The sequence below is a fragment of the Streptomyces zagrosensis genome, assembly GCF_014203645.1.
GTDB classification, from domain to species: Bacteria; Actinomycetota; Actinomycetes; order Streptomycetales; family Streptomycetaceae; genus Streptomyces; species Streptomyces zagrosensis.
In genome coordinates this window covers 199836-225625 of sequence record NZ_JACHJL010000014.1, presented here as the reverse complement: position 1 = coordinate 225625, position 25790 = coordinate 199836, and the positions used below count along the sequence as shown (strand labels likewise).

Annotated in this window: 19 protein-coding genes, 1 tRNA gene and 1 CRISPR repeat array; of the genes, 5 read left to right on the top strand and 15 right to left on the bottom strand. The window is 66.6% G+C overall.

Annotated elements, in window-relative coordinates:
- Positions 1–258: 258 nt before the first annotated feature.
- From FHS42_RS25015 to FHS42_RS25000, 4 genes are all read left to right on the top strand, one after another.
- Positions 259–843 carry a hypothetical protein gene (locus FHS42_RS25015; protein WP_184575669.1) on the top strand — a complete coding sequence of 195 codons (585 nt, stop codon included), beginning with the start codon at positions 259–261 and terminating at the stop codon, positions 841–843.
- A gap of 76 nt (positions 844–919) precedes the next feature.
- On the top strand, positions 920–1369 hold the full coding sequence (locus FHS42_RS25010) for an NUDIX hydrolase (RefSeq protein WP_184575667.1): 450 nt from the start codon (positions 920–922) through the stop codon (positions 1367–1369).
- The gene (locus FHS42_RS25005; protein ID WP_184575666.1) at positions 1366–1734 is read left to right on the top strand and encodes a hypothetical protein; all 369 of its coding nucleotides are present in this window, start codon (positions 1366–1368) and stop codon (positions 1732–1734) included. Before FHS42_RS25010 ends, FHS42_RS25005 begins: the two co-directional genes overlap by 4 nt.
- Positions 1735–1811: 77 nt before the next feature.
- Positions 1812–2084: direct repeats of the CRISPR family, unit length 29 nt; unit sequence GGGACCACCCCCGCACGCGCGGGGACCAC.
- A gap of 398 nt (positions 2085–2482) precedes the next feature.
- A complete protein-coding gene (locus FHS42_RS25000; RefSeq protein WP_312867023.1) occupies positions 2483–4738 on the top strand; it encodes a PIG-L family deacetylase in 2256 nt (751 codons plus the stop codon).
- 482 nt (positions 4739–5220) lie between these two features.
- Here FHS42_RS25000 and tuf read toward each other — a convergent pair whose 3' ends face one another.
- From tuf to FHS42_RS24925, 15 genes are all read right to left on the bottom strand, one after another.
- A complete protein-coding gene (gene tuf / locus FHS42_RS24995; protein ID WP_184575664.1) occupies positions 5221–6414 on the bottom strand; it encodes an elongation factor Tu in 1194 nt (397 codons plus the stop codon).
- A 249-nt stretch (positions 6415–6663) separates the two neighbouring features.
- A complete protein-coding gene (fusA, locus tag FHS42_RS24990) occupies positions 6664–8766 on the bottom strand; it encodes an elongation factor G (RefSeq protein ID WP_184575663.1) in 2103 nt (700 codons plus the stop codon).
- A gap of 38 nt (positions 8767–8804) precedes the next feature.
- A complete protein-coding gene (rpsG, locus tag FHS42_RS24985) occupies positions 8805–9275 on the bottom strand; it encodes a 30S ribosomal protein S7 (protein WP_184575661.1) in 471 nt (156 codons plus the stop codon).
- Positions 9276–9277: 2 nt separating this feature from the next.
- Positions 9278–9649: a 30S ribosomal protein S12 gene (gene rpsL / locus FHS42_RS24980; protein ID WP_003948652.1), complete on the bottom strand. Its 372-nt coding sequence runs from the start codon at positions 9647–9649 to the stop codon at positions 9278–9280.
- Between the two features lie 525 nt (positions 9650–10174).
- On the bottom strand, positions 10175–10636 hold the full coding sequence (locus tag FHS42_RS24975; protein ID WP_184575740.1) for a DUF1707 and DUF4190 domain-containing protein: 462 nt from the start codon (positions 10634–10636) through the stop codon (positions 10175–10177).
- A 185-nt stretch (positions 10637–10821) separates the two neighbouring features.
- Positions 10822–14721: a DNA-directed RNA polymerase subunit beta' gene (locus FHS42_RS24970; protein WP_184575659.1), complete on the bottom strand. Its 3900-nt coding sequence runs from the start codon at positions 14719–14721 to the stop codon at positions 10822–10824.
- Between the two features lie 122 nt (positions 14722–14843).
- Positions 14844–18326: a DNA-directed RNA polymerase subunit beta gene (gene rpoB / locus FHS42_RS24965; RefSeq protein WP_184575657.1), complete on the bottom strand. Its 3483-nt coding sequence runs from the start codon at positions 18324–18326 to the stop codon at positions 14844–14846.
- A gap of 593 nt (positions 18327–18919) precedes the next feature.
- Positions 18920–19306 (bottom strand): 50S ribosomal protein L7/L12, encoded by a 387-nt coding sequence (gene rplL / locus FHS42_RS24960; protein ID WP_184575655.1) that lies wholly within the window; start codon positions 19304–19306, stop codon positions 18920–18922.
- Between the two features lie 130 nt (positions 19307–19436).
- Positions 19437–19970 carry a 50S ribosomal protein L10 gene (gene rplJ, locus FHS42_RS24955; protein WP_184575653.1) on the bottom strand — a complete coding sequence of 178 codons (534 nt, stop codon included), beginning with the start codon at positions 19968–19970 and terminating at the stop codon, positions 19437–19439.
- A gap of 260 nt (positions 19971–20230) precedes the next feature.
- Positions 20231–21115: an SCO4651 family lipoprotein gene (locus FHS42_RS24950; RefSeq protein ID WP_312867022.1), complete on the bottom strand. Its 885-nt coding sequence runs from the start codon at positions 21113–21115 to the stop codon at positions 20231–20233.
- Between the two features lie 131 nt (positions 21116–21246).
- Positions 21247–21963, bottom strand: a complete 717-nt coding sequence (gene rplA, locus FHS42_RS24945; RefSeq protein ID WP_184575651.1) for a 50S ribosomal protein L1 — start codon at positions 21961–21963, stop codon at positions 21247–21249.
- 115 nt (positions 21964–22078) lie between these two features.
- Positions 22079–22516, bottom strand: a complete 438-nt coding sequence (rplK, locus tag FHS42_RS24940; protein WP_184575649.1) for a 50S ribosomal protein L11 — start codon at positions 22514–22516, stop codon at positions 22079–22081.
- Between the two features lie 195 nt (positions 22517–22711).
- Positions 22712–23755 (bottom strand): transcription termination/antitermination protein NusG, encoded by a 1044-nt coding sequence (nusG, locus tag FHS42_RS24935; RefSeq protein ID WP_376772687.1) that lies wholly within the window; start codon positions 23753–23755, stop codon positions 22712–22714.
- A gap of 81 nt (positions 23756–23836) precedes the next feature.
- Positions 23837–24127, bottom strand: coding sequence for a preprotein translocase subunit SecE (secE, locus tag FHS42_RS24930; RefSeq protein WP_184575647.1), 291 nt, complete (start codon positions 24125–24127; stop codon positions 23837–23839).
- A gap of 110 nt (positions 24128–24237) precedes the next feature.
- Positions 24238–24310: transfer RNA gene (locus FHS42_RS24925), tRNA-Trp, on the bottom strand.
- 179 nt (positions 24311–24489) lie between these two features.
- Between FHS42_RS24925 and FHS42_RS24920 the strand changes: the two genes are divergently transcribed.
- Positions 24490–25725: a pyridoxal phosphate-dependent aminotransferase gene (locus FHS42_RS24920; RefSeq protein WP_184575645.1), complete on the top strand. Its 1236-nt coding sequence runs from the start codon at positions 24490–24492 to the stop codon at positions 25723–25725.
- The last annotated feature ends 65 nt before the right edge of the window (positions 25726–25790 follow it).

Sequence of the window (25790 nt, the reverse complement as noted above, 5' to 3'; positions counted from 1 at the left end):
AGCCTCCGACGAGGGCGCTCATCTGCCACCCATTGCCACCCCTACGACAGTACCCACCCAGTGTGCCGCAGGTGTTGCTTAGAGAGACAGGCCGCGCACGTCGGGTGACAAGTGGACACATAGCCCACCGCCCCGCCGAAACCCCCGCGACCGTGCGACCGGTCCGGGGGCGTGAACCACCTGAAAGAGGCAGGCAGCCATGCTCAAGCTTACGTACCCATATGACCGCCGCCGCGGCGGCGGGCAGGGGGCCCGCTGATGATCCAGCACCCCGACCACTGGCCGCCCGCCCCGGAACCCATCGACGCCAAACTGTCTCAACTTCTCGCTCTCAACGACCAGTTGGCGTCCGATGTGCCCTTGGTGGAGCACGTCGCCACCGAGACCGCAGCCGCGCTGTGTGCCACGTGTCGGGCGGTGGTCATCGTTCGGGACCGTGCTCGTGCGTTGCGGGATTGGCCGCGGTACCGCAAAGCCGTGGAAACACTGCACGCACACCGGGCCGTGGAACACCACCAGCGCGAGCAGAACGGGCCCGCGGTGACCAGTGCCGCGAAGCGGAGTTCGGTGCTGACCGGGCAGCACACCGTACGAACGGTCCAGGGGAACACCGTCTTGCGGTTCTTCCTCGCCAACACCGGCCAAGCCGAAACCACGGACGCGTGGGAGCCCGTGACAGACATCGACTTCCAACACGCCTACGAGACGCGTTGTTTGACCCCAAAGCGCTGGCGTCCGACGAGCTACGCACCAACCCCCACCGCATCCAACTCCCGCTGGACGCGCTCGCCGGGACAGGCGGATTCTTCTGGTCGGACGGCGCGGACGCTGCCGGGATCATGACCACCAACGGCAAGACACCCAGCGACTGCGGGCTCGACCACCTCGCCCACACCCCCACCACCCCAGACAGCGCCTCATGAGCGCCCGGCAACTTCGCGTAGCCCTGCTGATCTGGAAACCCCGCAACCCCCACGCACCAGACGACGTGACCAGCGGCCTACCGCAGATCCTCCTCGTCCACGACGGGGCGCCGCCGTGGTACCTGCCCGGTGTCATCCTGCGCCCCGGTGAGTTGTTGCTGTCCGCAGCCGCACGCACCGCCTGCGCACTCGGGCTGCAACTGCCACCTCGCCATCGCGTCCTGGCCACGGACTTCCGCCGCCCCGAGCGCATGACCCTGGTCGTAGACGGCGGATGGACCTCCGGCACCGACGCCCGGGTAGCGGCCGGGGAATTCAGCCCTTGTCACTGCCACCCCACACCCCACCGCCGACGCTGGGTCGCAAGCGAGGGCTTGGACGACGTCATCACCCGCGCCCTACACGCCGCCCTCACCACCCCACCGCGAAAGGAAAACCGACCATGATCCCCCTGCCCCGCCACTGGCAGACCCACCGACACGGCTACGCCGCGTTCTGCCTGGGAGACGGCGACGAATGCGAAGCAGAAGCCGACGACAGGCTCACCATCGCCGAAGTAGACGTGTGGATGGCCACCCACCGCGCCCACAGCGGCCACGCCCGCTTCCACGTCTCCACCTTCGGCACAGCCGACCTCTGCGAAAACGAACCACCACTCCGCCTGCCCACCGCAACACCCGCACTCCAACTCCTCGCCACCACCGCCCTCACCCACATCAACCACCTTTGGACCCACCACTACACCCGCACCCTCACCCGCCTAAACCAACGAACACCACGACGCACAAACAGCAGACGACCCGGCAGGTAATGCACGCCCGCACAGGTCCCGGCCCCATGACCAGGGCCCGTGCGAGACACCACTGCCGGGAAGACCTGAGCAACCGCGGGACCACCCCCGCATGCGCGGGGACCACACGATGACGACGCGGTCTACGGGTTCGCCTGCGGGACCACCCCCGCACGCGCGGGGACCACTGGACGGGCAAGAGCCATGTCGGCGGCCCGTCAGGACCACCCCCGCACGCGCGGGGACCACACGGTGTCGTGGATCTTCCTGCCCAGGCCCTGGGGACCACCCCCGCACGCGCGGGGACCACTGCTTTTGCCATACTCCCCACTCATCGAACACGGGACCACCCCCGCACGCGCGGGGACCACAGTTCGCGACCTGCGACGTTACCGCGCACTCCCCCGGTTTTTACCCACTTCTTCAAACTCCGACATCTCCCGCAAACCGCCCCATATGCCCAATCTCATCCACCCCCTCGCCACCCCCACCCTCCCCCCCCCCGGCACCCACCACCCGAACCACCCCCCGCACCGCAACACCCCCACACCCCCAACCCCCGCCACCCCACCCCAAGTTGCCCCAGCCCCCCGCACCGGAAGCCACCGCTCCCCAACCCACCCCGACCCCAACCCCACAGTGATCAACTTGTGACCACCGAAATCATTCGCTCCGGGCAACCAACGCGCACCGCGCACCGTCTGCCTTAACGCGAGCGCAGCCCAGGGACCTAGGTGCTGCCCTGGAATGACATCGCGAGGACCAACACGTGAACAGCACGACCGCGCGTCCATTGCCCGGGCGACGGCAGGTGGTGGCCGCGCTGGCCGCCCTCACGGCGGCTGGTGTCGTCGGCGGCCGTGCCGGCGCGTCCACCGCGTCGCCGTCCGCCGCGGCCGAGGGCCCCGCCGACCCCGTACGCTCCGTCGATCCGCATGCCGCCGAGCCGTTCACCTCCGTCACAGGTGACAAGGACGCGCTGCTGTTGCAGGTTCTCGCGCACCCCGACGACGACCTGTACTTCATGAACCCCGACGCCCGGCATGTGCTCGACGGCGGGGCCTCGGTGGTGTCCGTGTACGTCACCGCTGGCGAGGCTAGGGGGCTCAACTTCGCGCCAGGTCGCCCGTTGCCAGCCGTCGATAAGCCCGGTTACACGGCGTCCCGCCAACAGGGGCTGCGGCAGGCGTACGCGGAGATGCTCGGGCTGCACCGGTTCGCCCGCTGGCAGCGTTCCGTGCTCAAGCTACCGGGCGGCATCACCGCAGAGACCAACGTCCTTGCCCAGGGCGGACGTTCGGCCCGGTTGGTCTTTTTCAACATCGCCACGCTCTCCGCCGCGGGCCACCGGACCCCGGACCTGTGGGACACGCCCGGCGCGACCATGGAGAGCCTTCTCCCTACCGGTTCGCCGCTGCGTCGCATCAGCACGTACCGCCATCAGAGCCTGGTGGACGCCCTCGCGCACCTCATGGACCGCTATCGGCCCACCCTTATCCACACCCTGGACCCAGACCCCGACTTTCAGGTGCACGACGCCACGCACCGGCGCGACAACGACCAGCCGGGCTGCTCCGACCACCGCGACCACACGCCGATCGCGCTGTTCGCGTGGAAGGCCATGTTCCAGTGGGCCTCTGACGCCACCCGCCGCGACGGGCGCGCCCCGCGGTTCACCACCACCGCCTTCCGTGGCTACTACAACCAGCGCTGGCCGCACAATCTGCCTGCCGATGTGCTGGGTGACAAGGCCCGTTTTCTGGCCGCGTACGGTGGCGGGCCCGACTGGGAGTGCGGCAACGCGGCCGGCTGCGGCGACTACAGCCAGGGTGGTACCCGCCCGCTTCGCAACCGCAAGGGCTGGATTCGCAGCACCCACTACCGCTACCCCGGCGCGCGGCTCGCCCCGGTCACCGAGGCGGACGGGCGCCTGGTGGCGTTCGGCGTGCTCGGCACTCAGTTGGTGCGCTGGCAGGAGACCGCGGCCGGCAGTGGCCGGTGGGCCGCCCCCGACAACCTCAGCGGCGGACCGCTCGCCCCTGCGCTTTCGGCTGTGGTGGACCGGGCGGGGCGGCAACTTGTGTTCGCGCTGCGGTTCGCTGCGCTGGAGGGGCAAGGGGGCGCCAACGTACGGGAGTTGGTCGTCCTGGAGCAGCAGCACCGCGGTGGGGCCTTCCGGGCGTGGAAGAGTCTTGGCAACCCGGAGGGCGACCCCGATCGTGGCCGCCGCGTGGGGTGCCCGGCCGCCGTGGCGACGCCCGATGGCGGGGTGCACCTGTTCGCCCGTACGGCCGACAAGAGCATCGCGACCCGCGTCCGCGACCCGCACGGCCGCTGGTCCCCGTGGCGGCGGATCACCGAGGTAGGAGCACCTGGCGCAGGCACCGCCGCCAGTGCGGACGCGGGCGAGATCCAGGACGGCCTGACCGTGACGCTCGACGCGAAGGGCCGGGTCCACGTCTTCGCGGCGGGCCGCGGCACCCTGCGCCACTGGGCGCAAAGCCGCACCGGCGGCCCGGTCACCGCCCAGCCGCCCACCGGCCTACCGATCCCCGGCGAACAGCCCGCCGCGGCCCTCGACCCGTCCGGCGCCCTGCTCGTCACCTACCGCACCCCGGCCGCGCCCGACCCGATCGCGTACTCCATCGGCGGTGGCGCCGCCGCCAGCAAACGCGCCCCCACACCGCTGCGAGCCTTCGACGGTTACGGGCCACTGGCCACGTCGTACGCCCCCACCAGCGCCGACACCAGAACCGACCCCCACACCGACGCCGACGCCGATGCCGACAGCCGCGCCAACACCCCTGGTCTGCTGGCCCTCGGTCGGGGGCGCGATGGTGAGGCGATCCTCCAGTACGGCACGGGAGCCGGCGCCCGACCTACGCGCTCCCCGCACCGGCTACGCCCCGTCGGCCTGCCCGCACTGGTCCCGCCCGGCCCGCGCGCCCCCGCGGCCCGCGTCATCGGCATCTCACCCGCCGCCACCCCCTGGCTCTGGCAGCCGCGCCCCACCGGCCGAGCCTGAGCACCAGGCACCGCCCGGGCCTGTACACCAGCACCGGGCCGGGCGTGAGCACGGCACCGTAGCGCCACAGCCGCGCGCTCGCTTCCCGTACGCTCCCGCCCCCGGCACACCACGCAGCCGCGGCCCCAACCCTCGGCGCGCCACAAAGCGCCCCCACATCCCACGGCGCGCCCTCAGCGACCCGGCGGCGCCCCACGGCGCCCACCGCGCCGCGCAGCGCCCCACCACATCGCGCAACTCCATGACGTCCCGCACTCCCCCCGTACGCACAAAAAAGCCCGGGTCCCACTCGCTTAAAAGCGAATGGGACCCGGGCTCATGCCGCGAAAGGACGCGGCCTTCCACCCCGTAGCTCGGCGAGGTCGCCGCCCCGAAGGGAAGCGCTCGCCCCGAAGAGCAGGGCCGCCTCGGGGGCGGCCCCGATCCGAGGCCCGGGTTCCGCGGAAGAGCGGAACCCGACCCGTGGAGCGGAAGGGGTCAGATCACTTGACGATCTTGGTGACCTGACCGGCGCCCACCGTCCGGCCACCCTCACGGATGGCGAACTTGAGGCCCTCTTCCATGGCGACGGGCTGGATCAGCGAGACAGACATCTCGGTGTTGTCGCCCGGCATGACCATCTCGGTGCCCTCGGGGAGGGTCACCACGCCGGTCACGTCCGTGGTACGGAAGTAGAACTGCGGGCGGTAGTTGTTGAAGAAGGGGGTGTGACGGCCACCCTCGTCCTTCGACAGGATGTACGCCTGCGCCTCGAACTCGGTGTGCGGCGTGACAGAACCCGGCTTGATGATGACCTGGCCGCGCTCGACATCCTCGCGCTTGATGCCACGGAGGAGCAGACCGACGTTCTCACCGGCCTGGCCCTCATCGAGCAGCTTGCGGAACATCTCGATGCCGGTGACCGTGGTGGTGGTCTTCTCGGTCTTGATACCGATGATGTCCACGGTCTCGTTGACCTTGAGGATGCCACGCTCGATACGACCGGTGACGACGGTGCCACGACCGGTGATCGTGAAGACGTCCTCGATGGGCATCAGGAACGGCTTGTCAACGTCGCGCTCGGGCTGCGGGATCGACTCGTCAACGGCCTTCATCAGGTCGAGGACGGTCTTGCCCCACTCCTCGTCGCCCTCAAGGGCCTTGAGCGCCGAGACCTTGACGACCGGCAGGTCGTCGCCCGGGAACTCGTACTCGGAGAGCAGCTCGCGAACCTCAAGCTCGACGAGCTCCATGATCTCCTCGTCGTCCACCATGTCGGCCTTGTTCAGCGCGACAACGATGTACGGCACGCCGACCTGGCGGGCGAGGAGCACGTGCTCCTTGGTCTGCGGCATCGGACCGTCGGTTGCGGCGACCACGAGGATCGCGCCGTCCATCTGGGCGGCACCGGTGATCATGTTCTTGATGTAGTCCGCGTGACCCGGGCAGTCAACGTGCGCATAGTGACGCGACTCGGTCTGGTACTCGACGTGCGCGATGGAGATGGTGATACCGCGCTGACGCTCCTCAGGAGCCTTGTCGATCTGGTCGAAGGCCGAGGCCTCGTTCAGGGTCGGGAACGCGTCATGCAGCACCTTGGTGATCGCCGCGGTAAGCGTCGTCTTACCGTGGTCAATGTGACCAATGGTGCCGATGTTGACGTGCGGCTTAGTCCGCTCGAACTTCGCCTTCGCCACTGGGGTCCTCCTGTGGACTGGTGCTGTACTCCATCCACACCTTGCGGATGGGTTCAGGTGGTCTGTATCGAACCGACCAGGACCCCGAGGGGATGCCCTTGGCCGTATTCGCTTGGGGGGCCGGCGCCCGAGGCCCCGCCACAGGGCGCTTGACGCGATCTGTGGCGGAATGCCCCGATGCCTTTGCTCCAGCCTAAAGGCTGAGCAACGTGCTGGGCTCATCCCCGCTACTGCGGGGACGGACCGTCGTTACTCGCCCTTGACCTTCGCGATAATCTCCTCGGCGACGCTCCGCGGAACCTCGGCGTAGGAGTCGAACTGCATGGAGTAGCTGGCGCGGCCAGACGTCTTGCTCCGCAGGTCACCGACGTAACCGAACATCTCCGAGAGCGGTACCAGGCCGGTGACGACCTTGGCGCCGCTACGGTCCTCCATGGACTGAATCTGTCCACGGCGGGAGTTGATGTCGCCGATGACGTCACCCATGTAGTCCTCGGGAGTGATGACCTCGACGGACATCATCGGCTCCAGTAGAGCCGGCGACGCCCTGCGGGCACCCTCCTTGAACGCCATGGAGCCAGCGATCTTGAACGCGAGCTCGGAGGAGTCCACCTCGTGGTAGGCACCGTCGAGCAGCGTCACCTTCACGCCGGTCAGCGGGTAGCCGGCCAGCACGCCGAACTCCAGGGCCTCCTGGCAACCCGCGTCCACGGACGGGATGTACTCCCGCGGGATGCGGCCACCAGTGACCTTGTTCTCGAACTCGTATCCGTCGCCCTCAAGCGGCGTGATCGCGATCTGCACCTTGGCGAACTGGCCGGAACCGCCAGTCTGCTTCTTGTGCGTGTAATCGATCCGCTCAACGGCCTTGCGCAGCGTCTCGCGGTACGCGACCTGCGGCTTGCCCACGTTGGCCTCGACGCGGAACTCGCGCTTCATCCGGTCAACCAGCACGTCGAGGTGGAGCTCGCCCATACCCGCAATGATGGTCTGGCCGGTCTCCTCGTCCGTGTGGACCTGGAAGGACGGGTCCTCCTCGGCGAGGCGCTGGATGGCAATACCCAGCTTCTCCTGGTCGCCCTTGGACTTCGGCTCGATGGCGACCTGGATCACCGGGGCCGGGAAGTTCATGGACTCAAGGATCACCGGCTGGCCGGAGTCGCAGAGGGTCTCGCCGGTGGTGGTCTGCTTGAGACCCATGACGGCGACGATGTCGCCGGCACCCACACTCGCGATTTCCTCACGCTTGTTCGCGTGCATCCGGTAGATCTTGCCGATGCGCTCCTTCTTGCCCTTCACGGAGTTCAGCACCTGAGTGCCGGCCTCCATGCGGCCGGAGTAAATCCGGATGAAGGTGAGCTTGCCGAGGTGCGGGTCGCTCATGATCTTGAAGGCAAGACCAGCGAACGGCTCGTCCTCGGAGGCCCTACGGAAGACCTCGACGTTCTCGTCGTCCACCTTGTGGCCGGTGACACCCTCGACGTCCACGGGGGACGGGAGGTAGTCAACCACCGCGTCGAGCAGGGGCTGAACGCCCTTGTTCTTGAACGCGGTGCCACAGAAGACCGGCGTGAGGTTGCCGGCGATGGTGGCGCGGCGAATGCCGGCCTTGAGCTGCTCCTCGGTGGGCTCCTGGCCCTCCAGGTACAGCTCCATCAGCTCTTCGTCGCCCTCGGCGGCGGTCTCCAGGAGCTTGTCGCGCCACTCGGCGGCGGCGTCGGCGTGGGTGTCCGGGATCTCCAGGGTGTCGTACATCTCACCCTTGGCGGCCTCGACGGGCCACACCAGCGCCTTCATGCGGACGAGGTCGATAACGCCCTTGAAGTCCGCCTCGGCGCCGATCGGAAGCTGCATGACGAGCGGGGTCGCACCGAGGCGATCGACGATCATGTCGACGCAGCGGTGGAACTCGGCACCGACACGGTCCAGCTTGTTCACGAAGCAGATGCGCGGAACGTTGTAGCGGTCAGCCTGACGCCACACCGTCTCGGACTGCGGCTCCACACCGGCGACACCGTCGAACACCGTCACGGCGCCGTCGAGCACGCGTAGCGAACGCTCCACCTCAACGGTGAAGTCCACGTGGCCCGGGGTGTCGATGATGTTGATGGTGTGATCGACGTCGTTCACCGGCCAGTGACAGGTCGTCGCGGCCGACGTGATCGTGATGCCGCGCTCCTGCTCCTGCTCCATCCAGTCCATCGTGGCAGCGCCGTCGTGGACCTCACCGATCTTGTAGCTCACACCGGTGTAGAACAGAATCCGCTCGGTGGTCGTCGTCTTGCCCGCGTCGATGTGGGCCATGATCCCAATGTTGCGGACCTTGGCCAGGTCAAGTGAAGTGGTGGCCATTTGGCTCAGTCTTCCCTCGGTCTCGATGGGGGTAGCGACTACCAGCGGTAGTGCGCGAAGGCCTTGTTGGACTCGGCCATCTTGTGGGTGTCCTCGCGACGCTTGACCGCGGCGCCCAGACCGTTGCTGGCGTCCAGGAGCTCGTTCATCAGGCGCTCGGTCATGGTCTTCTCGCGACGAGCACGCGAGTAGCCCACGAGCCAGCGCAGCGCGAGGGTGGCGGCGCGACCGGGCTTGACCTCGATCGGCACCTGGTAGGTGGCGCCACCGACCCGGCGAGACTTCACCTCAAGGGTCGGCTTGATGTTTTCCAGAGCGCGCTTGAGCGTGATGACCGGGTCGTTTCCGGTCTTCTCGCGCAGCCCCTCCATGGCGCCGTAAACGATGCGCTCAGCAGTGGAGCGCTTACCGTTCAGCAGCACCTTGTTGATGAGGGAGGTGACAAGAGGAGAGCTGTAGACCGGGTCGATGATGACCGGGCGCTTCGGGGCGGGGCCCTTACGAGGCATTCTTACTTCTCCTTCTTGGCGCCGTAGCGGCTGCGAGCCTGCTTGCGGTTCTTGACGCCCTGGGTGTCGAGCGAGCCACGGATGATCTTGTAGCGAACGCCCGGCAGGTCCTTCACACGGCCGCCACGCACGAGCACGATCGAGTGCTCCTGCAGGTTATGACCCTCACCCGGAATGTAAGCGGTGACCTCGATCCCGCTGGTCAGACGCACACGCGCGACCTTACGCAGGGCCGAGTTCGGCTTCTTCGGGGTGGTCGTGAAAACACGCGTGCAGACGCCACGACGCTGAGGGGAACCCTCTAGTGCGGGCGTCTTGTTCTTCTCGACCTTGTCCTGCCGGCCCTTACGGACTAGCTGCTGGATCGTAGGCACCGTTTCTCCGGTTTCTGTGTGCCGTGTAGTGAAGCTAACCTGGAACTCCCCGACCCACGCGGTCGGGTGTGTCGCGCACTCCAGACCGCTGCAATGAGCGAAAGAGTGCGGAGTTTGGTGTAAACACCTCGGTCCCCCAAAGCTGGGGGCACTCCACCAGGCTCCGTCCGTGGCATCTCACTCCGAACGGAGCCGGAGGAGTATGCACGCATGGGAGCCCGGGGACACGCCAGGCACAAGGTCAGAGCGTACCTACCGCATCGGCTCCGGTCAAAACAAATGCACACGCGTAGGACACGCCGGGCGGCTTACGGCGCTGCCGCTACCGTAGTGTGCTCTCTTCTCGCGCGAAAGCACGTCGCAGCGGCCGAGCGCACCGCACGCGCTCCCGCACAACCCCCGCGCCGCCTCCCCACAGCCGGTGCCAGCGCAGCCGGGTCAGCGGGCGCAGCCCCAGGGCCAGCCAGCACAGCCGGCACAGCCCCGCAGCACGAACCGGGCACCCGGCCGCAGACGACCGCCGGCTCAGCTCGACGCGCCGACCGCCAGGACCACCACCGCCACCATCAGCGCCAGGAAGCCGATCACCAGATAGCCGAGCACCAGGCCCGCGACCGCCATGCCGTCGCCCTGCTCCCCGGTACGCCGGATCTCCCCCCGCGCCTTGTGCCCCAAGATCACCGCCGGAATGGCGGTGACGCCGACCATGGTGCCCAAGATGCCGCACACCAGCGCGCCCGTCGCGCTCCCGTTGGTCCGCGGCGCCGGCAAGAACGTCGGCGGCACCATCGGCCGGGGCGCGAACTGCGCCTGGCCGATGGGCCCTTGGGGCAAGTCCGCGACCAACACTTGGATTTCACCGTAGGTCTGCGCCTGATAGGCCCGGGTGATGCGCTGTTCGTACTCGTTCTGCGAAAGCCGCCCCTCGGCAAAACCAGCCTTCAACACATCGACCGCGCGCTCCCGCTCAGCGTGCGAGGCCCGCATCATCGGCGACTGGCTCGCCGGCTGCGCCGGTTGACCGCCTTGCCATGGTTGGAACGCCACCTGAGAAACCTCCCCCAGCTAGACAGCTCCCTCTATCATCCACGACAAACCGCGGGACGGTCATCCCTGACTGGAATGACCGCCCCGCGGTTTACTGAGTTCCGGCCTCACCGGCCGGTTGGCGCCTACTGGTTGTACGGACCGTAGTCGTAGTCCTCCAGCGGAACCGCCTGGCCCGACCCCGTCCCGAAGGGCGAGTAGTCGATGTCGTCGTAGCCAACGGCCGAGTACATCGCGGCCTTGGCCTCTTCGGTGGGCTCGACCCGGATGTTGCGGTAGCGGGACAGACCCGTACCGGCCGGGATGAGCTTGCCGATGATGACGTTTTCCTTGAGGCCGATCAGGGAGTCCGACTTGGCGTTGATCGCCGCGTCGGTGAGCACCCGGGTCGTCTCCTGGAAGGACGCCGCCGACAGCCACGACTCGGTGGCCAGCGATGCCTTGGTGATACCCATGAGCTGCGGACGCCCGGAGGCCGGGTGACCGCCCTCCTGCACCACGCGGCGGTTCTCGTTCTCGAAGCGCGAGCGCTCCACGAGCTCGCCCGGCAGCAGCTCCGCGTCGCCGGACTCGATGATCGTCACGCGGCGCAGCATCTGCCGGATGATGATCTCGATGTGCTTGTCGTGGATCGACACACCCTGCGAGTTGTAGACCTTCTGCACCTCGCCGACCAGGTGCACCTGCACGGCGCGCTGGCCGAGGATGCGCAGCACGTCGTGCGGGTTGATGGCGCCCAGCGTCAGCGGCTGTCCCACCTCGACGTGGTCGCCCTCGCCTACCAGGACTCGGGCTCGCTTCGAGACGCCGAACGGAGTCTCTTCGGAGCCGTCGTCCGGGGTGACGACGAGCTTCTTGGTCTTCTCGGTCTCCTCGATGCGCACCCGACCGGCCGCCTCCGAGATGGGGGCGACGCCCTTGGGCGTACGGGCCTCGAAGAGCTCGACGACACGCGGCAGACCCTGGGTGATGTCGTCACCGGCCACACCACCGGTGTGGAAGGTACGCATCGTGAGCTGGGTGCCGGGCTCACCGATCGACTGGGCCGCGATGATGCCGACGGCCTCGCCGATGTCCACGAGCTTGCCGGTGGCCAGCGAGCGGCCGTAGCAGTAGGCGCAGGTGCCGACGGCGGACTCGCAGGTGAGGACCGAGCGGGTCTTGACCGTCTCCACGCCGTGCGCGAGGAGCTGGTCGATGAGGACATCGCCCAGGTCCACGTTGGCCGGCGCGATGACCTTGCCGTCCACCACGACGTCCTCGGCGAGCATCCGCGCGTACACGCTGGTCTCGACGTCGTCCGTCTTGCGCAGCACACCGTCTGTGCCCCTGGTGGCGATCTTGAGCTTCAGGCCGCGCTCGGTGCCGCAGTCCTCCTCGCGGATGATCACGTCCTGCGAGACGTCCACCAGACGACGGGTCAGGTAACCCGAGTCGGCGGTCCGCAGGGCCGTGTCCGCGAGGCCCTTACGGGCGCCGTGGGTGGCGATGAAGTACTCAAGAACGGACAGGCCATCACGGTAGGACGCCTTGATGGGGCGCGAGATGGTTTCGTTCTTGGCGTTGGACACCAGACCACGCATACCGGCGATCTGACGCATCTGCATCATGTTTCCGCGCGCGCCGGACTCGATCATGATGAAGATCGGGTTGGTGCGCGGGAAGTTCCGCTGCATCGCCTCGGAGACCTCGTTGGTGGCCTTGTTCCAAATGACCACGAGCTCCTGGTGCCGCTCGTCGCGGGTGATCAGACCCCGCTCGAACTGCTTTTGGACGTGCAGCGCCTTGGCCTCGTACTCGTCCAAGATCGCCGGCTTCTCGGGCGGGCCGAGAATGTCGGAGAACGCCACGGTCACACCCGAGCGGGTGGCCCAGTGGAAACCGGCCGCCTTCAGGTTGTCCAGCGTCGCCGCCACGATGACCTTGGGGTAGCGCTCCGCCAGGTCGTTGACGATCTCGGAGAGCTGCTTCTTGCTCACCGAGTAGTCGACGAACGGGTAGTCCTCGGGCAGCAGCTCGTTGAAGAGCGCGCGGCCCAGCGAGGTGGTCAGCCGGAAGCTGTCGCCCGGCTGGTAGGGCTCCTCGCCCTCCACCGACTCCGGCGGCGTCCAGCCACGCGGCGGGATGGTGCCCACCGGGAAGCGGATGTCCACCTTCGCCTGAAGCGAGAGCTCCCGGTTGTCGAACGCCATGATCGCCTCGGCCGTCGAGCCGAAGAACCGGCCCTCACCGACGGTCTTGCGCTCCGCCTCGTCGGTGGTGAGGAAGAACAGACCAAGGACCATGTCCTGGGTCGGCATCGTCACCGGCCGGCCATCGGCGGGCTTGAGGATGTTGTTCGAGGACAGCATCAGGATGCGGGCCTCGGCCTGCGCCTCCGCGGACAGCGGGAGGTGCACGGCCATCTGGTCACCGTCGAAGTCCGCGTTGAACGCGGTGCACACGAGCGGGTGGATCTGGATGGCCTTGCCCTCGACGAGCTGCGGCTCGAACGCCTGGATGCCCAGGCGGTGCAGGGTCGGAGCACGGTTGAGGAGCACCGGGTGTTCGGCGATGACCTCTTCGAGCACGTCGTACACGACCGTACGACCGCGCTCGACCATCCGCTTGGCGCTCTTGATGTTCTGCGCGTGGTTCAGGTCCACCAGGCGCTTCATCACGAACGGCTTGAACAGTTCCAGCGCCATCGCCTTGGGCAGACCGCACTGGTGCAGCTTGAGCTGCGGGCCGACGACGATGACCGAACGGGCCGAGTAATCGACGCGCTTACCCAGCAGGTTCTGCCGGAAGCGGCCCTGCTTGCCCTTGAGCATGTCGCTCAGGGACTTCAGCGGGCGGTTGCCAGGGCCGGTGACCGGACGGCCGCGGCGGCCATTGTCGAACAGCGCGTCGACGGCCTCTTGCAGCATCCGCTTCTCGTTGTTCACGATGATCTCGGGGGCACCGAGGTCAAGGAGACGCTTGAGGCGGTTGTTCCGGTTGATGACACGGCGGTACAGGTCGTTCAGGTCGGAGGTCGCAAAGCGGCCACCGTCGAGCTGCACCATCGGACGCAGGTCCGGCGGGATGACCGGCACGCAGTCAAGGACCATGCCGTTGGGGCTGTTACGGGTCTGAAGGAACGCCGAGACGACCTTCAGCCGCTTCAGCGCACGGGTCTTCTTCTGGCCCTTGCCGGTACGGATGATCTCCCGCAGCCGCTCCGCCTCTTCTTCGAGGTCGAAGGACTCCAGGCGCTTTTGCAGTGCGGCGGCGCCCATGCCACCCATGAAGTAGGTGCCGAAGCGGTCGCGCAGCTCGCGGTAGAGCAGCTCGTCACCCTCTAGGTCCTGGACCTTGAGGGACTTGAAGCGGCTCCACACCTCGTCCAGGCGGTCGATTTCGCGCTGCGCACGGTCGCGGAGCTGCTTCATCTCCCGCTCAGCGCCCTCGCGCACCTTGCGGCGCACGTCGGCCTTGGCGCCCTCGGCCTCCAGCTCGGCCAGGTCGGTCTCAAGCTTCTTGGCTCGGGCTTCCAGGTCGGCGTCGCGGCGCTGCTCGATCTGCTGGCGCTCTACGGAGACATGCGCCTCCAAGGAGGGCAGGTCGCGCGTGCGGCGCTCATCGTCAACCCAGGTGATCATGTATGCGGCGAAGTAGATGACCTTTTCCAGGTCCTTCGGCGCGAGGTCAAGCAGGTAGCCCAGGCGTGACGGGACACCCTTGAAGTACCAGATGTGGGTGACCGGCGCGGCCAGTTCGATATGGCCCATCCGCTCGCGACGCACCTTGGCGCGCGTCACCTCAACGCCGCAGCGCTCGCAGATGATGCCCTTGAACCGGACGCGCTTGTACTTGCCGCAGTAGCACTCCCAGTCCCGGGTGGGACCGAAGATCTTCTCGCAGAAGAGTCCGTCCTTTTCGGGCTTGAGGGTGCGGTAGTTGATGGTCTCCGGCTTCTTGACCTCGCCGTGGGACCACTGCCGAATGTCGTCCGCGGTGGCCAGGCCAATCCGCAGCTCGTCGAAGAAGTTGACGTCGAGCACTTGTCGTCAATCCCTCTTTCAGGGTCGTGCCCCTCGCGTCAGCGAGAATTTGGGCTCTTCATCATGGTCTGTACGGGTCCTGGGCGACCGGGGCTCCTGAGTGGGAGCCCCGGTCGGGCCCGTCAGACCTCTTCGACGCTGCTCGGCTCTCGCCGGGACAGGTCGATTCCGAGCTCCTCCGCCGCGCGGAAGACATCTTCGTCAGTGTCACGCATCTCGATGGACATGCCGTCCGAGGACAGCACCTCCACGTTGAGGCACAGGGACTGCATCTCCTTGATGAGCACCTTGAAGGACTCGGGGATGCCGGGCTCCGGAATGTTTTCGCCCTTGACGATGGCCTCGTAGACCTTCACACGGCCGGTCACGTCGTCGGACTTGATCGTCAGCAGCTCCTGGAGGGCGTACGCGGCGCCGTATGCCTCCAGCGCCCACACCTCCATTTCGCCGAAGCGCTGGCCACCGAACTGAGCCTTACCACCCAGCGGCTGCTGGGTGATCATGCTGTACGGGCCGGTGGACCGGGCGTGCAGCTTGTCGTCCACCAGGTGGTGCAGCTTGAGGATGTACATGTAGCCGACCGAAATCGGGTCCGGGAACGGCTCGCCGGAGCGACCGTCGAACATCCATGCCTTGCCGGTGGACTGCACCATCCGCTCGCCGTCCCGGTTCGGGACAGCGGCCTGGAAGAGACCGGCGATCTCGTCCTCGCGGGCGCCGTCGAAGACCGGGGTCGCGACGTTGGTGCCGCCGGTCACCTCGTCGGCGCCAATCATCTGGAGCCGCTTCATCCACTCCTCGTCACCATCGACCTTCCAGCCCTGTGAGGCCAGCCAGCCGAGGTGGATCTCCAGGACCTGGCCCGGGTTCATTCGGGACGGGACACCCAGCGGGTTGAGGATGATGTCAACCGGGGTGCCGTCCTCCATGAACGGCATGTCCTCGACCGGCAGGATCTTCGAGATGACGCCCTTGTTGCCGTGTCGGCCGGCGAGCTTGTCACCATCGGTGATCTTGCGCTTTTGGGCGACGTAGACACGCACGAGCTGGTTCACGCCGGGCGGCAGCTCGTCACCCTCCTCGCGGTCGAAGACGCGGACGCCGATGACCTTGCCGATCTCGCCGTGCGGCACCTTCAGCGAGGTGTCACGGACCTCACGGGCCTTCTCGCCGAAGATCGCGCGCAGCAGCCGCTCCTCGGGGGTCAGCTCGGTCTCGCCCTTGGGCGTGACCTTGCCGACGAGGATGTCGCCCGCGACGACCTCGGCACCGATACGGATGATGCCGCGCTCGTCGAGGTCGGCCAGGACCTCCTCGGAGACGTTCGGGATGTCCCGGGTGATCTCCTCGGGGCCGAGCTTGGTGTCTCGGGCGTCAACCTCGTGCTCCTCGATGTGAATCGAGGAGAGGACGTCGTCCTGCACCAAACGCTGGCTGAGGATGATCGCGTCCTCGTAGTTGTGACCCTCCCACGGCATGAACGCCACCAGGAGGTTCTTGCCAAGGGCCATCTCCCCCTCTTCGGTGGACGGACCATCGGCGAGCACCTGGCCGGTGACCACGCGGGCGCCCTCATCCACGACGACCTTCTGGTTGAAGGAGGTGCCCTGGTTGGAGCGGGAGAACTTCGCGATGCGGTAGGTCGTGTACGTAGCGTCGTCGTTGGCCACCGTCACGTAGTCGGCGGAGACCTCCTGGACGACACCGTGCTTCTCGGCCTTGATGACGTCGCCGGCATCAACCGCGCAGCGGTACTCCATGCCGGTGCCGACCAGCGGCGCCTCCGCCTTGATCAGCGGCACGGCCTGACGCATCATGTTCGAGCCCATGAGCGCGCGGTTGGCGTCGTCGTGCTCAAGGAAGGGGATCATGGCCGTCGCGACCGACACCATCTGGCGCGGCGAAACATCCATGTAGTCGACCTCGTCGCCCGGGATGTAGTCCACCTCGCCGCCACGGCGGCGCACCAGCACGCGGGACTCAGCGAATCGCATGTCATCGCTGAGCGGCGCGTTGGCCTGCGCGATGACGAAGCGGTCTTCCTCGTCCGCGGTCAGGTAGTCCACGTCGTCGGTGACCTGGCCGCCGGTGACCTTGCGGTACGGGGTCTCCACGAAGCCGAAGGCGTTGACCCGGCCGTAGGAGGCGAGCGAGCCGATCAGGCCGATGTTCGGGCCTTCCGGCGTCTCGATCGGGCACATCCGGCCGTAGTGCGAGGGGTGCACGTCACGGACCTCGAAGCCGGCCCGCTCACGGGACAGACCACCGGGGCCAAGCGCCGAAAGACGACGCTTGTGGGTCAGACCCGACAGCGGGTTGGTCTGGTCCATGAACTGGGAGAGCTGGCTGGTGCCGAAGAACTCCTTGATGGAGGCGACGACCGGCCGGATGTTGATCAGCGTCTGCGGCGTAATCGCCTCGACGTCCTGGGTGGTCATGCGCTCACGCACGACACGCTCCATACGGGCGAGACCCGTACGGACCTGGTTTTGGATCAGCTCACCGACGTTCCGCAGACGACGGTTGCCGAAGTGGTCGATGTCGTCGGTCTCGACGACGATCGTGTTGCCGTTCTCACCGCGCGTCTCGGTCTCGCCAGCGTGCAGCTTGACCAAGTACCTGATCGTCGCGATGACGTCCTCGTTGGTCAGCACGCCGGCGTCCAACGGCTGGTCGGCACCGAGCTTCTTGTTGACCTTGTAGCGACCGACCTTGGCCAGGTCGTAGCGCTTCGGGTTGAAGTACAGGTTCTCAAGAAGCGTCTGCGCGGCCTCACGCGTGGGCGGCTCGCCCGGACGCAGCTTGCGGTAGATGTCGAGCAGCGCATCGTCCTGACCCTGGGTGTGGTCCTTCTCCAGGGTGGCGCGCATGGACTCGTACTCGCCGAACTCCTCCAGGATCTGCTCGGTGGTCCAGCCGAGCGCCTTCAGAAGTACGGTAACGGACTGCTTACGCTTCCGGTCGATGCGCACACCGACCATGTCGCGCTTGTCAACCTCCATCTCCAGCCAGGCACCCCGGGACGGGATGATCTTGGAGGTGAAGATGTCCTTATCGGAGGTCTTGTCGATGACACTGTCAAAGTAGACGCCCGGCGAGCGGACTAGCTGCGAAACGACGACACGCTCGGTGCCGTTGATGCAGAAGGTGCCCTTGTTGGTCATGAGCGGGAAGTCGCCCATGAAGACCGTCTGAGACTTGATCTCACCGGTCTCGTTGTTGGTGAACTCGGCGGTGACGAAGAGCGGCGCGGCGTATGTGAAGTCGCGCTCCTTGCACTCGTCGATCGAGTTCTTCGGAGGCTCGAAGCGGTGGTCACGAAACGTCAGCGACATCGACCCGGAGAAATCCTCGATCGGAGAAATCTCCTCGAAGATCTCTTCCAGACCTGACTTCCTGGGGACGTCCTGTCCACTCTCCAGCGCGGCCTCGACGCGAGCCTTCCAGGCGGCATTGCCGAGCAGCCAGTCGAAGCTTTCGGTCTGCAGCGCGAGGAGGTTCGGGACCCCGAGGGGTTCCTTGATCTTCGCAAAAGAGATGCGCAGCGGGGCAGTGCTGTCGCCGGTGTTCGTATTGGCAGTCGAGGCGTTGCGCGAGGCGGCCAAGAGGGGGTCCTTCCGAGGGCTCGGACTCACTACGCGCATACCGGTCCCTACGGAGCACACAGAACAAAAGCCCTGATCAGGGTGTTTCAGTCGGCGTACTCACGTGCGGGCATGCCCCTGGTGACGGGCAGGGGGCAGCTAAACGGCAGCGCAAAGGGTCAGTGTAGCCACTTGGCCCACTGATGTCCAGAGCGGATATCCGGAGACTGGCAGCGCCAACCTCTCCCTCCGCGAGGAGTTGCCCCCTCGTTGTCTTCCCACGCCGTCTTCCAACGCCTGCGGCAAGGCTTCCCGCTTGGCGCTCGTTCCATGCCTCAGCCCGGAAATCCATCTGAGCCCGGTCTGACCTCGCGTCCTGAGAATTGCGCGCCACGTGCCGTTCGTCAAGGGCCACCCGCGCGCCGAGATCGTCACAGAACATACCGACGCGTCAACGAAGATCACCATACCCGCAGGCACTGACACGCGAGCGCTAAGACACCGTACCCGGTGCCCGAACGCGCCAGGGCGACCACCCTGATGGGTGATCGCCCTGAAAACAGTTGAGTCAGCGACTCAGATCGCGCGCAGCGGGGCGCGCGAGAGGGAGGTCGTTACTTGACCTCAACCGACGCGCCGGCGGCCTCAAGGGACTCCTTGGCCTTGTTCGCGGCCTCCTTGTTGACCTTCTCCACGACGGCCTTCGGAGTGCCATCGACGAGGTCCTTGGCCTCCTTCAGACCCAGCGAGGTCAGCTCACGCACGACCTTGATGACCTGGATCTTCTTCTCGCCGGCCCCGGTGAGGATGACGTCGAACTCGTCCTGCTCCTCGACGGCCTCGGCGCCGCCACCCTGACCCGGAGCGGCGGCAGCGACGGCGGCCGGGGCGGCGGCGGTGACGTCGAACTTCTCCTCGAAGGCCTTTACGAACTCGGAGAGCTCGATGAGGGTCATGCCCTCGAACTGCGCGAGCAGGTCTTCCTGGCTGAGCTTCGCCATGATGGCGGTCCTTCCACTAATTCGGCTGGTGCCGGATGTACATGTCGGCGGGCGTGTGCCTTACGGCATTGCTCCGTAGACGGGCCCGCTGCGACCGTCGCTCTATGCGGCGATCAATGCGTGAGCCGAATTACTCGGCACCGCCCTGCTCTTCTTCCTTCTTGGCGCGAAGCGCTTCCGCGGTGCGGATGAACTTCGACGGAAGGGCCTGGAAGAGCGCAGCAGCCTGAGACTGCTTGCCCTTCATGGCACCCGCCAGCTTGGAGAGCAGAACCTCACGGGACTCAAGGTCCGCAAGCTTGTTGATCTCATCGGCGGACAGCGCCTTACCATCAAGGACACCGCCCTTGATGACGAGATGCGGGTTGTCCTTGGCGAAGTCGCGCAGACCCTTCGCCGACTCCACCGGGTCGCCGGTGACGAAGGCGATCGCCGTCGAACCCGTGAACAGGTCGTCGAGCGAGGTGATCCCGGCCTCGTTGGCCGCGATCTTGGTCAGTGTGTTCTTCGCCACGCGGTACTGGGCGTTCTCACCGAGAGAACGGCGCAGCTCCTGGAGCTGCGCAACGCTCAGACCGGTGTACGCCGTGACCACTGCGGCACTTGAACTACGGAACTTGTCCGTCAGCTCGGCAACCGCGGCAGCCTTATCGGGCCTCACCATGAGTCTCGGCCTCCTTCCGGGTGATCGGACCGCATCGGCTGGAGGAAGGAGACTGGGCACAACAAACGCCCCGGCGCAGGCGCACGGGGCGTAGCTCAACCGGAGAAACTCCGGGAACTCATCCACAGACACCTACGCAGGCCGTCCGCAGTTAGCGGAATCCTTCGGCCGCCGTATCTCTGTCGAGGCACGGCAACAACCAGCGGTCTTTGGCTTCTGTGGAAGAGTACGCGAACGCATTGCGAACGGGCAAATCCGGGCTACTGGCCCTGCTGTGCCAGCGCTTCCTCGAAGTTCATGGTGTCCGATACGGGCGGCTCCTCGACGCTGACGTCGGTGCCGTAGTCGGTGTAGAACACCGTCGTCTCGAACGTGCCCTGGCTGCTCTGGGCGTGCTCCCGCTTCTTGACCAGGAGGTTGTCGTCACCGATCCACAGATCGACGGTTTCGGTCTCCATGCCAGATTGCTTGAGCTGCTCCTGTAGGTCGAGCAGATCCTGCTTGGACAGGTCCTCGGACTGCATCTTGGCCAGCTCTGAGACGTTCACCACGCCGGTGTAGTGCGTGGTCTTGCTGCCCCGCACGTCCTCCTTGCCGACCTCGCGCACCTTGCCGGTGGCGATCAACACCTGCACAGCGCGCGCCGGGTCGGTGTTCTTCATCTGGTCCTTGAGGAACTTGCCCGAGGGGCCCGCCTTCTCGGCGAGCGTGGCGTAGTCGTACTTCATCCAGTGCTTGCCGCCGGACTCCGGCGCGCTGGCGAACTTGTCGCCGAGGTTCATGAACATCGCATCTGGGGTGTAGCGAGCCTCCATCGGCTTGCCGCTCAACCCCGTCTGGTCGGACGCGCCGCCGTGCTGCGTGATGGTCATCGAGGCCCGCATGCCGTCCGACCAGTCCATGCTGCCGGACATCTCGGACTTCGCGCCCGCTATCGCGGTGCTGCCATCGACCTTCGCCGAGTGCTGCTTATCCGTGCTCTCGGAGGCGAGTTGAAGCGCGGCTATCGCGTTCTTCGCAGACGCCGGCTTGTCACTGTTACCGGAGTCGCTGCCGCACGCGGTCAGACCGGCCAGCAGCGCCAGACCTCCCACCGCAGCCGCGGCACCGGTGCCGAACCGGGCTGCCTTACGCGAACTACGCACAACGTCCCCCTCTTTAATTCTTGTTTACTTCCTCTCAGGAGAGTAGCCGAGGAGCACGACAGCGCAACGCACAAGCCCCGCATCTCCACGAAGATGCGGGGCTTGTGCGTAGGGGAAGGACGCCTGAAAGATCAGACGGCGTCTTCCTCCGAGAGCAGGTTACGAGTGCGGTTGGAGTCGAGCGGGATGCTCGGCCCCATCGTGGTGGTCACCACGGCCTTCCTGATGTAACGGCCCTTCGCGGCAGACGGCTTCAGACGAAGGATCTCGTCCAGCGCCGCCGCGTAGTTCTCGACCAACTGCTGCTCGCCGAACGACACCTTGCCGACGATGAAGTGCAAGTTCGAGTGCTTGTCGACGCGGAATTCGATCTTGCCACCCTTGATGTCGGTGACAGCCTTGGTGACGTCCGGGGTCACGGTGCCGGTCTTCGGGTTCGGCATCAGACCACGCGGACCGAGCACGCGGCCGAGTCGGCCGACCTTGCCCATCAGGTCCGGGGTCGCGACGACGGCGTCGAAGTCGAGACGGCCCTTGGCGACCTCGTCGATCAGTTCGTCGGAGCCGACGATGTCGGCGCCCGCGGCCTCCGCGGCTGCGGCACGGTCACCGGTCGCGAAGACCAGGACCCGGGCGGTCTTGCCGGTGCCGTGCGGCAGGTTTACGGTGCCGCGAACCATCTGGTCGGCCTTGCGAGGGTCAACGCCCAGCCGCATGGCAACCTCGACGGTCGCGTCGAACTTGGAAGAGGTGGTGTCCTTAGCGAGACGGATGGCCTCAAGCGGGGCGTACAGCCGCTCCCGGTCGATCTGCTCATCCGCGCCGCGGAAAGCCTTGCTGCGCTTCACTGCTGCTCCTGGTTGTCGCACTCACAGCTGCCGCCGCGAGTCAGGGATGGAGTCGTGGTACGGGCCAGCGCCTGGCCCTTCCACTGGGGAATCGGTCCCCGGGACGTGGAGGTGCTCAGCCCTCGACCGTGACGCCCATCGAACGGGCGGTGCCGGCGATGATCTTCTCGGCGGCGTCGAGGTCGTTGGCGTTCAGGTCGGCCATCTTGGCGGTGGCGATGTCACGGACCTGGTCGCGGGTGACCTTGGCGACCTTGGTCTTGTGCGGCTCGCCTGAGCCCTTGTCCACGCCCGCGGCCTTGAGGATCAGCTTGGCAGCCGGCGGAGTCTTGGTGATGAAGGTGAAGGAGCGGTCTTCGTAGACCGTGATCTCCACCGGCACGACCATGCCACGCTGCGACTCGGTCGCGACGTTGTAGGCCTTGCAGAACTCCATGATGTTGACGCCGTGCTGACCCAGCGCGGGGCCGACCGGCGGAGCCGGGTTGGCCGCACCGGCCTGGATCTGGAGCTTGATTAGCCCCGTGACCTTCTTCTTCTTCTTGGGAGGCATGCTCTCTCCGGGTCTGAGTGAGAGGTTTTCGCCTGTCCATCCGATCGTCCGGATGGAGGCATACCGCACAACGATAACGGGTATAGCTGTGCGGCCAAAAACCGAGCAGGTCAGACGGTTCTCCTGGGCCCTTTTGCGGGGGCTTGGGAGAGCCGGTCCGACCTGCTCGGCAGTGGTTGATGCGGTCCGAAGAAGCTAGTTCTTCTGGATCTGGTCGAAGCTCAGCTCGACCGGCGTCTCGCGGCCGAAGATCTCAACGAGGCCCTTGACCTTCTTCGAGTCGGCGTTGATCTCGTTGATGGTCGCCTGCAACGTTGCGAACGGGCCGTCGGTGACGGTGACGGAGTCGCCCACCTCGAAGTCGAGGACCTGGACCTCAAGCTTGCGGCTCGGCGCCGGGAGGCCGGACTCGGCGGCAGCGGCCTTGGCAGCGGCTTCCTCGGCCTCCGGGGCGAGCATCTTCACGATCTCGTCCAGGGTCAGCGGGTACGGGTCGTAGGCGTTGCCCACGAAGCCGGTGACGCCCGGCGTGTTCCGCACGACGCCCCAGGACTCGTTCGTCAGGTCCATGCGCACCAGCACGTAGCCGGGGAGCTTGTTCTGCCGGACCGTACGACGGTCGCCGTTCTTGATCTGGACGACCTCTTCCTGCGGCACCTCGGCCGCGAAGATGTAGTCCTCAACGTTGAGCGAGACGGCGCGCTGCTCAAGGTTGGTCTTTACCCGGTTCTCGTATCCCGCGTAGGTGTGAATCACGTACCACTCGCCGGGCAGCGCGCGCAGTTCCGCACGCAACGCCTCGACCGGGTCAACAGCGACCTCTGCAACCTCTTCGGCCTCGTCAGTCGCCTCGGCCTCTTCGGCAGCGTCTACGTCCTCGTGTGCGGCGTCCTCGGCGTCGTCTGCATCCTCAGTGTCGGCCTCGACCTCGACCTCAGCGTCCTCGGTAGCCACAGCGTCCTCAGCAGCGTCCCCAGCCTCAGCGGCCTCGACGTCCGCAGTGTCCTCGGCGACCGCAGCGTCCTCGGCGATCTCCGCGACAACCTCAGCCTCCACGAGCGGCTCGGCGGCCGGCTCGCTGGCAGCAGCGTCGGCAGCGGCCTCGTCGGCTGCTCCCTCGGTGACACCAGGGGTGACGCCCTCATCGGCCGCACTCGGGGCAGCCACCGGGCCATCCGTCGCCGCAGCCTCTTCGCCCTCGCCGGGCTCGATGGCGTCGTTCAGGTTCGGGTCAGACACGGTGGCTGCTTCTTCCTGGCTACATGAGGGGTGGAACGTGCGATAGGGGCGCCGCACGGGTGCGCGGTGCCCTACGCGGGATCAGCCGAAGATGTATTTGACGACTTCGTTGAACCCGTAGTCAATCACGGTAACAAGACCGATCATGATGACAACGAAGACGATCACTACGGTGGTGTACGTCGAGAGCTGCTGACGCGAAGGCCAGACGACCTTGCGTAGCTCCGCGACGATCTGGCGGTAGAAAAGCGCGAGACGGCCAAACGGCCCCTTCTTCCCGCGCTTGCCACCACGGCGGCCCTTCTTGGCGGCCTCGTCGTCTTCAGGACGACCGCTTTCAGGCGTTGCGGTGGAGCCAAGGGCTTCCGTCACTCGTCCTCACCTGAATCCGGGTCGTGGCCGTGCCGCGTCCGGTCCGGCCGCACAGCGGTGCATTTGGGTACCTTCGCATGCACACATCCAAACCTGCCAGATGTGTGTAGCAGGGCCGGAGGGACTTGAACCCCCAACCGCTGGTTTTGGAGACCAGTGCTCTACCAATTGAGCTACGACCCTTTGTGACCCCCAACGTACAGCATCCAGCTAGCTGCACGGAGTGCGTGAGCTGGAACGGCTGTTGGGACCCGACGACGCATGAGTGTACGTGCTGAAGGGCCAGCAGTCGAACGATCGGCGGCACAACGACCGGTCAAACCCCCGTGCCACCCGCGGAGCCGGTCTGCGACGATGCAGCCATGACCGCTGCTACCCCTCCAGAGACCGCTCCTACCGACCGCCGGGTATCGGCCCGCGTCGGTTCGATTTCCGAGTCCGCGACGCTCGCCGTGGACGCCAAGGCCAAGGCCCTGAAGGCCGCCGGCCGTCCGGTGATCGGCTTCGGCGCAGGCGAGCCGGACTTCCCGACGCCCGACTACATCGTCGAGGCCGCAGTGGCAGCCTGCCGCGACCCGAAGAACCACCGCTACACCCCGGCCGGCGGGCTGCCCGAGCTGAAGGCCGCCATCGCCGCCAAGACGCTGCGCGACTCCGGCTACGAGGTCGAGGCGTCCCAGGTGCTGGTCACCAACGGCGGGAAGCAGGCGATCTATCAGGCGTTCGCCGCCATCCTCGACCCGGGCGATGAAGTCATCGTCCCTGCCCCGTACTGGACCACCTACCCCGAGTCGATCCAGTTGGCGGGCGGGGTGCCGGTGCCGGTGGTCGCCGATGAGACGACCGGTTACCAGGTCTCCGTCGAGCAGCTTGAGGCCGCGCGCACCGAGCGGACCAAGGTCGTCCTCTTCGTCTCGCCCTCCAACCCGACCGGCGCGGTCTACCCGCGCGAGCAGGTCGAGGCCGTCGGCCGCTGGGCCGCCGGGCACGGGCTGTGGGTGATGACCGACGAGATCTACGAACACCTGGTCTACGGGGACGCCACGTTCTCCTCGCTCCCGGTCGTCGTGCCCGAGCTGCGTGACAAGTGCATCGTGGTCAACGGCGTGGCCAAGACGTACGCGATGACGGGCTGGCGGGTGGGCTGGGTCATCGGTCCCAAGGACGTCATCAAGGCCGCAACCAACCTCCAGTCACACGCCACCTCCAACGTGTCCAACGTGGCGCAGGCTGCGGCTCTCGCGGCGGTCTCCGGCAACCTGGACGCGGTCGCGCAGATGCGGGAGGCGTTCGACCGGCGGCGCAAGACGATCGTGCGGATGCTGAACGAGATCGACGGCGTCGAGTGCCCCGAGCCGCAGGGCGCGTTCTACGTGTATCCCTCGGTGAAGGCGCTGCTCGGCAAGGAGATCCGGGGCAAGCGCCCGCAGTCGTCGGTGGAGTTGGCCGAGCTGATCTTGGAAGAGGTCGAGGTCGCGGTCGTTCCGGGGGAGGCGTTCGGCACGCCCGGCTATCTGCGGCTCTCGTACGCGCTGGGCGACGAGGACCTGGCCGAAGGCGTATCGCGGATGCAGAAGCTGCTGGCGGAGGCCCGCTGACAGCGCCCCTCGACCGAGGGGCAACAGCGAGACGGACGGGCGCTCGGCGTGAGCCGGGCGCCCGT

Excerpts from the sequence above, each read along its gene's own strand:
- FHS42_RS25015 (WP_184575669.1), top strand. The coding sequence starts at position 259 with ATGATCCAGCACCCCGACCACTGGCCGCCCGCCCCGGAACCCATCGAC.
- FHS42_RS25010 (WP_184575667.1), top strand. The coding sequence starts at position 920 with ATGAGCGCCCGGCAACTTCGCGTAGCCCTGCTGATCTGGAAACCCCGC.
- FHS42_RS25005 (WP_184575666.1), top strand. The coding sequence starts at position 1,366 with ATGATCCCCCTGCCCCGCCACTGGCAGACCCACCGACACGGCTACGCC.
- fusA (WP_184575663.1), bottom strand. The coding sequence starts at position 8,766 with ATGGCCACCACTTCACTTGACCTGGCCAAGGTCCGCAACATTGGGATC.
- rpsG (WP_184575661.1), bottom strand. The coding sequence starts at position 9,275 with ATGCCTCGTAAGGGCCCCGCCCCGAAGCGCCCGGTCATCATCGACCCG.
- FHS42_RS24975 (WP_184575740.1), bottom strand. The coding sequence starts at position 10,636 with ATGCGGGCCTCGCACGCTGAGCGGGAGCGCGCGGTCGATGTGTTGAAG.
- rplL (WP_184575655.1), bottom strand. The coding sequence starts at position 19,306 with ATGGCGAAGCTCAGCCAGGAAGACCTGCTCGCGCAGTTCGAGGGCATG.
- rplJ (WP_184575653.1), bottom strand. The coding sequence starts at position 19,970 with ATGGTGAGGCCCGATAAGGCTGCCGCGGTTGCCGAGCTGACGGACAAG.
- rplK (WP_184575649.1), bottom strand. The coding sequence starts at position 22,516 with ATGCCTCCCAAGAAGAAGAAGAAGGTCACGGGGCTAATCAAGCTCCAG.
- FHS42_RS24920 (WP_184575645.1), top strand. The coding sequence starts at position 24,490 with ATGACCGCTGCTACCCCTCCAGAGACCGCTCCTACCGACCGCCGGGTA.